General features: G+C 72.9%; 5 protein-coding genes. All 5 read right to left on the reverse strand.

The window, feature by feature from the left end; translation table 11 throughout:
- Positions 1-9: 9 nt before the first annotated feature.
- On the reverse strand, positions 10-1,461 hold the full coding sequence (locus ABH926_RS07125; protein ID WP_370364551.1) for a condensation domain-containing protein: 1,452 nt from the start codon (positions 1,459-1,461) through the stop codon (positions 10-12).
- Complete coding sequence (locus ABH926_RS07130; RefSeq protein ID WP_370364552.1) at positions 1,458-1,727, reverse strand: acyl carrier protein; 270 nt, start codon at positions 1,725-1,727, stop codon at positions 1,458-1,460. Before ABH926_RS07130 ends, ABH926_RS07125 begins: the two co-directional genes overlap by 4 nt.
- Before the next feature lie 153 nt (positions 1,728-1,880).
- Positions 1,881-2,681, reverse strand: coding sequence for a DUF4097 family beta strand repeat-containing protein (locus ABH926_RS07135; RefSeq protein WP_370364553.1), 801 nt, complete (start codon positions 2,679-2,681; stop codon positions 1,881-1,883).
- A gap of 28 nt (positions 2,682-2,709) precedes the next feature.
- Positions 2,710-4,059: an MFS transporter gene (locus ABH926_RS07140; RefSeq protein WP_370364554.1), complete on the reverse strand. Its 1,350-nt coding sequence runs from the start codon at positions 4,057-4,059 to the stop codon at positions 2,710-2,712.
- Positions 4,056-8,207 carry an amino acid adenylation domain-containing protein gene (locus ABH926_RS07145; protein ID WP_370364555.1) on the reverse strand — a complete coding sequence of 1,384 codons (4,152 nt, stop codon included), beginning with the start codon at positions 8,205-8,207 and terminating at the stop codon, positions 4,056-4,058. The genes ABH926_RS07140 and ABH926_RS07145 overlap by 4 nt, the downstream gene beginning before the upstream one ends.
- Positions 8,208-8,356: the final 149 nt, after the last annotated feature.

An 8,356-nucleotide genomic window follows, 5' to 3' on the forward strand; every position in this document is an offset into this window, starting at 1 on the left:
CGGCCCCCTTCACCCGGCGCCGATCGCGAGCAGCGCCTGGCGTTCCTGCGCGCTGAGCATCGGCACCCTGCCGACCGGCAGGTCCGGGTCCTGGACCGCGGCCCGCACGAAGCGCAGGAACCGGTCGGCGAACCGCTCCATGCTCGAACGGTCGAACAGCGCGGTGTCGTACTTGAAGAAGGCCCGGATGCTGGTGCTGCTCTGGATGATCTCCAGCATGATGTCGCACTGGCCTTCCTGCTGCGGGACGTCGAACGCCCGGATCCGCAGCGGCCCGGCCTCGAACTGGAGCCCGCCGGCCTCCCCGGCGGCCAGGATGTCCGACAGCGGGCGCAGCTTGTTCGCCGTCACCATGGTCACCGCGATCTGGGTCAGCGGCGGCCGGGCCGGGTCGTGCGGCAGGCCCAGGGCCCGGGGCAGCAGCGCGAAGGGGTAGCCGACGTGGGACAGACCCTGGCGCACCTGGGCACTCACCGCGCGGAACAGGTCCTCGAAGGTGGTGTCCCGCTCCAGGGACGCGCGCAGCACCAAGGAGTTGACGAAGCAGCCCGCCACGTCGCGCATCTTGCGGGACATCCGCGTGGTGGTCGGCCAGCCGGTGAGGAAGTCGTCCTGGCCGGTGTGGCGGTGCACCACCGCCTGGAACACCCCGGTCAGGAAGACGAACGGGGTGTGGCCGCGCCCGAAGGCGGCGGCGCGCACCTGCTCGGTGAGCTCGTCGGCGAACCGGAGCTCGACCGTCGCGCCGCGCAGCGCCGAGCGCGCCGGACGGGGACGGTCGGCCGGCAGGTCGAGCACGGTCGGGGCATCGGCGCAGACCGCCTTCCAGTACTGTTCGTGCTCTGCGATGTCCGGACCGCCCAGCAGCTCCCGCTCGGCGGCGACCTGGTCGTCCCAGCCGGCCGGCAGCGGAGGCCACTCGGGGTCCCGGCCGGCCAGACCCGCCACGCAGGCCTCGACGAGATCTCTCATGACAATGCCCTGCGAACCGGCGTCGGTGGCGACGTGGTGCGCGATCAGGGTCAGAACGCCCTCTTCGGCGCCGCGCCGGAAGAACGACACCCGGAACGCGGACTCCTCCAGGCGCAACGGCTCCTGGGTGCTGCGGTAAACCAGGTCGTGGAGCTCGTCCTCTGCGAGGCCGGCCGGCAGCCCGTGCAGATCCAGCCGCACCGTGGCGGCGTCCCGGACCACGCGGCGCACCCCGCCGTCGACCTCGACGAACGCCGAGCGCATGAGGTCGTGGCGCACCGCGGTGGCCCGCAGCGCCGCCCGCAGCACGTCCAGATCGAGCTCGCCCAGGACCCGGGCGGCCATCACCACGTTGTAGGCGGAGCTGTCCGGCGCCATGCGGTGGATCAGCCACAGCGCCTCCTGCCCCACCGAAAGCGGCTGCGCGGTCGGCTCGGTCGGCTCGGTCGGCGCGGTCGGCGCGGCCACCTGCGCGGTCGGCTCGGTCATCGGTCCGCGACGTCCTCGGCCAGCCGGTCGGCGAGCGCGGCGACCGTGGGATGGTCCCAGACCATGGCGGTGTCCACCACGATGCCGAGCCAGTCCTCGATGTCGCCGCACATGGTCAGCACGTAGATCGAGTCCAGCCCGAGCTCGGCGAGCTTGGCCTCCGGATCGATCCGCTCGACCGGGGTGTCCACGTAGAAGGCGATCCGCTCGGTCAGCCACACGCGGATCTCGTCCGCGGTCGGCGCCGCGTCAGTCTGAGTGCTCATCGCCCCAGGGTCACAGGGGCTTCTATACCGGATCTATGGGTGCTGCGACGCTCGGCACCGGGAGCGATGGGCAAGCCGGCGGCGGGGCCGCACAAGCAGCCCCGCCGACCAGCTCAACTCAGCCAAGCTCAACTCAATTCTGCCAAACCCACCTCAGCTCGGCTTGACGACCACCGCCCCGGACGACGTGGTCACCGAAATCGCCGGCCCCGATCCGGTCGGCACGCTGACCGTCCGCCCGCCGGAGCTGGTGTGCACCGTCACCGCGTACGGGCCGCCGGGCAGGGCCAGCGTGGCGCCGCCGGAGCTGCTCTGGGTGGTCACCGACGCCGGCTGCTGGGCGAAGGCCAGGTCGATGCCGCCGGAGCTGGAGTGGACCGTCGCCGCGCCGGCGCCCAGGCTGGTGCCGGTGATCGTGCCGGAGGAGCTGTCCACCTTCACCGTGCCGGGTACCTTGTCGATGGTGACCGGACCGGAGTCGGTGCTGATGTCGACCGACGCGACGCCGGCGACGTCGATCTGGCCGCTGCTGTTGCCCGCGCTGATGGTCGCCGAGGCCGGGACCGTCAGGTCGTAGTCGATGTAGCAGTCCGAGCAGCCGTTGCTGAAGGTCAGGGTGCCGTCGGACAGGGACTGGCCCGGGGTCGGCTTGGTGCTGTCGTGGTAGTAGACGGTGCGGTGGATCGTCACGCCGGAGTCGCCGCCGGGGCGTACGCGGACCGAGCCGTGGCGCGCGTCCTGGATGGACACCGCGGTGACGTGGCCGCTCACCGAGGCGTCGGCGGTCATCTGCTGCATGGAGCCGCTCTCGTCGATGGCGTCCTTCGCGGAGGACTGGCATGCGCTCGCGGCGAGCACGGCCGCCGAGGCGATCGCGGCCGCGCCGAGCAGGCGGGCCGGGCCCGGGCTGGTCCGGGTGACGGCTTGAGGGGAACGACGGCGGAAGGGTGGCATGAGGGTGAGCCTCTCCTCTGGGTTGATCTCAGGACTGCGACACCGGCTCCGAAGCCGGACGCGGGGCAGCCGCCAGATCGCGGACCGCCGGGCTGAACGCGGTCCACACGGCCAGTCCGGCCATGCACGCCCCCAACGCCAGCACAGTGTGGACTGCGCCCCAAGAGTTCAAAAGTAAGCCTCCTGTCATAGACCCGATCGGAACAGTACCGTAAGCGACGAGTATGGCGACGGACAGTAACCGTCCTTGCAGTTCGTCCGGGGTCACCCGCTGCTGGTACGTCGCGGCCGCCACGTTCCAGCACGCGCCGGCGTATCCCATCGCGGCGAACAGCGCGCCCAGGACGACCGGCGCGCGCACCACGGCCACCAGCGGCATCAGCACCGCCCACGCCAGGTTGCACCCGATGACCAGCGCGGGCAGCGAGGCGACGCGGGCCCACCACGAGGCCTGCAGCGCGCCGAGCAGGCCCCCGACGCCGGAGATCCCGAAGACCACGCCGACCGCGACGCCGGCCTTGGCGCTGGAGCCGCCGTACTCCTGGCGCATGATCACCTGCAACGACAGCGTCAGCGCCGCAAAGAGCATGTTGCTCCCGGCGATCAGCACGGCGATCACCCGCACGATCGGCTGGTGCCAGGCCCAGACCAGGCCCGTCTTGAGATCGCCGAACACCGAGCGGCCCTCGGTCCGCACCGGTCCGCTCTGGAACCTGGTACGGATCAGCGCCAGCGACAGCAGCGACCCCGCCGAGCTGACCACGGTCGAAGCGAACGGCGCCCACCGGGTCACCGCGAACAGGAAGCTGCCCAGCGGGGCCCCGATCAGCCCGGCGCCGCGCTGGCGCGCCTCGTTGCGCGACAGCGCGACGGACAGGTCCTCGGGGCGCACCAGGTTGCGCACCGAGGCCCGCTCGGCGATCCGGTACAGCAGGGCCAACCCGTTGTCGCAGAAGGCGACCGCGGCCACCTGCGGCAGCCAGAACCGCCCGCACGCCACCGCGGCGATCAGCGTGGCGACGGCGGCGAGCCGGCCGAGGTCGCAGGCGATCATCAGACGTCTGCGATCCATCCGGTCGGCGAGCACACCTCCCATCAGCTGCAGCAGGTACGGCAGGTTCGTGAAGAACCCGACGATCCCGGCGTCCGAGGCCGACCCGGTGTAGGCCAGGACCAGCATCGGATAGGCCACCGCGCTGATCCGCGCGCCGACGAAGGCCAGGCCCGCGCCGGTCCACAGCAGCAGGAAGTCGCGGTTGTCGCGCAGGGCGGGCAGGGCTGACAGGGTGGGCGAGTCCGACCCGGCCGAATCAGCAATCTGATCCAGCCGGCCGGCCCGCCGACCCGGCCCGCCCGCGTGCCGTCCGCGCTGTCTCAATTCGCCATCACTTCGTTCACCAGCGCCGCCAGCAGGCTGGTGCCCGGCTTGGCGAACGGCGACTCGTGGCTGCCGGGCAGCCGGTCGACCCGCAGGCCCGCGCCGCACAGCTGCACCCACCTGTTCAGGTAGCGCCGGTAGGAGTGGCCGCAGGAGACCGAGTGCGTGCCCTGCGCGCACTCGTCGGTGACGATCAGCCGGACCTTCGCGACCGTCTTCTCGTACCGGTACTCGGCGCACGCGCGCGTCAGCTCGCGCCAGACCTCGAAGTGCCCGGCGACGTCCTCCAGCAGCCCGTCGCCGGCCGCGACGCCGGCCTTGGCCAGCAGCTCGGTGACGACCTGCTCGCGCTCCTCGCCCTCCAGGCCGCGCGCGGCCAGCAGCTCGGCGAGGATCTCGCTGGCGTGCCGGGGCGCGGTGTCGGTCGGCGGCAGATCGGCCAGCGGGTCCACCAGGATCAGCTCCGGTGCGCCGTGGCCGCGTTCGACCAGCAGCCGGGACATCTCCCAGGCGATCGTCGCGCCCGAGGACCAGCCCAGCAGGGTGTGCGGCCCTTCGGGCTGCGCGGCCAGCAGTTCCGGCAGGTAGCGCGCGGCCATCTGCGCGACCGGGCCCGGCTCGACGGCCTCGAACGCGGCCACCGGGCGCACGCCGTCCAGCCGGTCGGCCAGGGACACGAACCAGTGCGCGCTGCCGCCCTCGGTGTGCGGGACGAACAGCGCCCGGCGCGGTCCGGACTCGGCCAGCCACACCAGCGCCGAGCGCCGTCCGGCCGCCACCGCCGTCACCGCTGCCGCATCGATGTGCGCGGCCAGCGCGGCGACCGTGCGCTCGCGCACCAGGTCCCGCACCGAGATCTCCATACCCTGCTTGCGGGCCTGCGCGACGATGCGCAGCATCAGCAGCGAGTGGCCGCCGAGGGCGAAGAAGTCGTGCTCCACCCCGATCTCGTCGGCGTCGAGCGCGGCGCCGAACAGCTCCGCCAGCGCGCGTTCGGTCGGCGTGCGCGGCGCGACCATCGGCACGGCGTCCGCCCCGACGGCGCCCGGCGCCGGGAGCGCGCCGCGGTCGAGTTTGCCGTTGGCGTTCAACGGCAGACCCGGCAGCGCGACGAAGGCCGTCGGCACCATGTAGGCGGGCAGCTTGAGGGCGCAGTGCGCCGCCAGTTCCGCGTCGGTCGCCGCCGAGCCCGGTACCGGGACGTGGTAGGCGACCAGCATCTCGTCGCGGACGATCACCACCGCGTCCTTGACCGCCGGGTGCGCGGCCAGCACCTGCTGCACCTCGTCCGGCTCGATGCGGTAGCCGCGCAGCTTGATCTGGTGGTCGGCGCGACCCAGGAACTCCACGTCGCCGTCCGGCCGGAGCCGGGCCAGGTCCCCGGTGCGGTACAGCCGCGACCCGGCCGGCCCGAAGGGATCGGGCACGAACGCCGAGGCGGTGCGCGCCGGGAGGTTGGCGTACCCGCGGGCCAGACCCGCGCCGCCGATGTAGATCTCGCCGACGCTGCCCACCGGCAGCGGCCGCATCCGGGCGTCGAGCACGTACATCGTGGTGTTGGGGACCGGCTTGCCGATCGAGACCACCTCGCCGGTGACCGGCCCGTCGATGGGGTGGACGCTGTTGGCCACCGAGATCTCGGTCGGGCCGTACTCGTTCAGCATCCGCGGGCCGGGCCCCACCCCGACCAGCTCGAACCAGCGCTCTGCGATCCGCGCCGGGAAGGAGTCGGCGCCGACGGCGAGCATCCCGGCCAGGGTCGCGGCCGGCTCGGCGCCGAGCTGGTGGGTGAGCAGGTCCAGGTGGCCCGGCGTCATCTTGATGAAGCTGAACGGGGCGCGGCGGGCCAGCAGCTCGCCCAGATCGTCCAGGTCGAACCGGGGCGGCAGCAGGGTCACCGGCTCGCCGGCCATCAGCGGCGCGTAGATGTTCGGCACCACCATGTCGAAGGCGATCGAGGAGAACAGCGGCGCGCCGCCGGTCCCGTAGGCTCCGTAGCCCTCCACGGCCCACCACAGGTAGTTGGCCAGTCCGGCGTGCGTGATCTGGACGCCCTTGGGCCGTCCCGTGGACCCGGAGGTGTAGATGACGTAGGCCAGGCTCTCCGGATCGACGTCGCCGGCCGGCTCCAAAGGCGTGCCGTCGGCGCTGAAGTCGGTGACGACCGTGCCTTCGTACTCCCGCAGAATCTGTGCGAACCGCTCGTCGGATCCGGTGAGCACGACCCGCGCGCCGGAGTCGGCGAGCATGTAGCCGATCCGGTCCGCGGGCAGTTCCGGATCCAGCGGCACATAGGCGCCGGCCGCCTTCCACACCGCCAGGAACGCGACGATCAGCTCCGGGCCGCGGTCCAGCAGGATGCCGACAGTGGTCTCGGCGCCCACCCCTGCGTTCCGCAGCCGGGCCGCCAGCACCGAGGCCCGGGCGTCCAGCTCGGCGAAGGTCAGCCGGCCGGCGTCGGAGACCACGGCGAGCACCTCGGGAACCCGCGCCGCCTGCTGCTCGATGGTGGCCAGGGCCGACTCGCGCGGGCGCGGTTTCGGGAACGTGTTCCACGCCCCCAGCTGCTTGTCCAGCTCGCCCTCGGGCAGGAACGTCGCCGTCGCGTCACCGTCCGGATCGGCGGCGATCGCCACCAGGACCGCCCGGTAGAGCTGGGCGATCCGCCCGGCGTGCTCGCGGGAGAGCACACCGGTGTCGGTGGCCACGGTGATGAAGCCGCCGCCGGTGGTGACCGAGAACGGCGAGTCGTTGGACCCGGCCCCGATCACCGCCGCGTTCGCGTCCGGGGCGACAGAGGCGTATCCGGACTCGAACTCGTGGAAGTCGAGGTAGTTGAAGAGCACGTCGATCAGGTCGGTGTCGCCGACGGCGCGCTGCAACGCCGGCAGCGGCAGCCGGCGGTGCGGCCACAGCTCGGCCTCCCGGTCGAACACCTGGCGGGCCAGCTCGCCCCAGGTGGCGGCGGTGCGCTCGAACAGGAACGGGACGCTGTTGAGGTACATCCCGTAGACGCGTTCGGCGCCGGAGACCTCCGGCCGGGCGTCGATGACCAGCCCGGTGTGGAAGCTGTCCTCGTGGGTCAGCATGCTCATGACCTTCAGGTGCGCCGCGTGCAGCACGGCCTTCATCGAGGTCTGCGACGCGTTGACGGCGGCGCGCAGTCCGGCCCCCAGGTCCGAGAACGGCACCCGGACGTGGAACTTCTCCGGCCGGCTCGTGCGCACCGCCCACTGCGGCGGCAGCACGAACTTGGTGGCCCCGGCCACCCGGCCGCGCCAGAACTCGACGTCGGCGCCGGCCGTCACGGCTTCGGCCTCGGCCGCGACGAAGTCGGCGTAGCGCAGCGCCGGCGGGTTGTAGGGCTCGGGCTCGCCGCCGTCGCGGAGCCGCCGGTAGGCACCGATCAGCTCGGCCAGCAGGCTGTGGTGGCTCCAGCCCTCCAGGACCGCGTGGCAGTGCGTCACGCAGATCCACCAGGTGTCGTCCGCGACGAGGTAGGCGCCGATCCTCATCAGCGGCGCCTGCTCCACGTCGAACAGCGTCTTGGTCTGGCGCTCCACCGCGGCCCGGACGCACGCCTCCTGATCCACGGCCGGCCGGCCGCGCAGATCGGTGACGGTGACCGGGATGGTCACCCGGTCGTGCACCAGCTGCACCGGCACCGCGTAGCCGGACAGGTCGAAGGACGTCCGCAGCACCTCGTGGCGCTGCGTCACCAGATCGGCGGCGCCGCGCAGCGCGTTCTCGGAGAAGGCCCCGCCGTCGCTGACCGCGAACGCGGTCACCGTGTGGTACGGCCGGTCCCGTCCGGGATCGGCGGCCAGCATCTCGGTGAGCATGCCCAGCTGCACCTGGGAGATCGGGTAGGCGTCCAGCACTCCGTCGGGGAACACAGAGCCCTGAGGAGCCAGTGCGAACCGGGCTGTGCCCGGCGCGGCCGGCACCGCGATCGTGGCGCGCGCGGCCAGCGCTTCGGCCAGCCCGGCCACCGTGCGGTGTTCGAAGACGTCGCGCACCGACACGTCGTAGCCGCCGGCCCGCAGCGCCCCGACCAGGCTCACCGCCTTGATCGAGTCGCCTCCGACCTCGAAGAACGCGTCGTCGGCCGCCACCTGCGCCAGCCCCAGCACCTCGCGCCAGAACACGGCGATCGCCTCCTGGAGCGCGGTCAGCGCCGCGGCGCCGGGGGGGGGGGGGGGGGGGGGCCGCGCGCGGCCCCCCCCCGGGGGGGGGGGGGGGGGGGGGGCCGCGCCGCGCGGGCCCCCCCCGGGGGGGGGGGGGGGGGGGGTTGGGG

This window comes from Catenulispora sp. GP43 (assembly GCF_041260665.1).
Classification (GTDB): Bacteria; Actinomycetota; Actinomycetes; order Streptomycetales; family Catenulisporaceae; genus Catenulispora.

Coding starts and splice junctions, on each gene's coding strand:
- ABH926_RS07130 (WP_370364552.1), bottom strand. CDS start 1,727: ATGAGCACTCAGACTGACGCGGCGCCGACCGCGGACGAGATCCGCGTG.
- ABH926_RS07125 (WP_370364551.1), bottom strand. CDS start 1,461: ATGACCGAGCCGACCGCGCAGGTGGCCGCGCCGACCGCGCCGACCGAG.
- ABH926_RS07135 (WP_370364553.1), bottom strand. CDS start 2,681: ATGCCACCCTTCCGCCGTCGTTCCCCTCAAGCCGTCACCCGGACCAGC.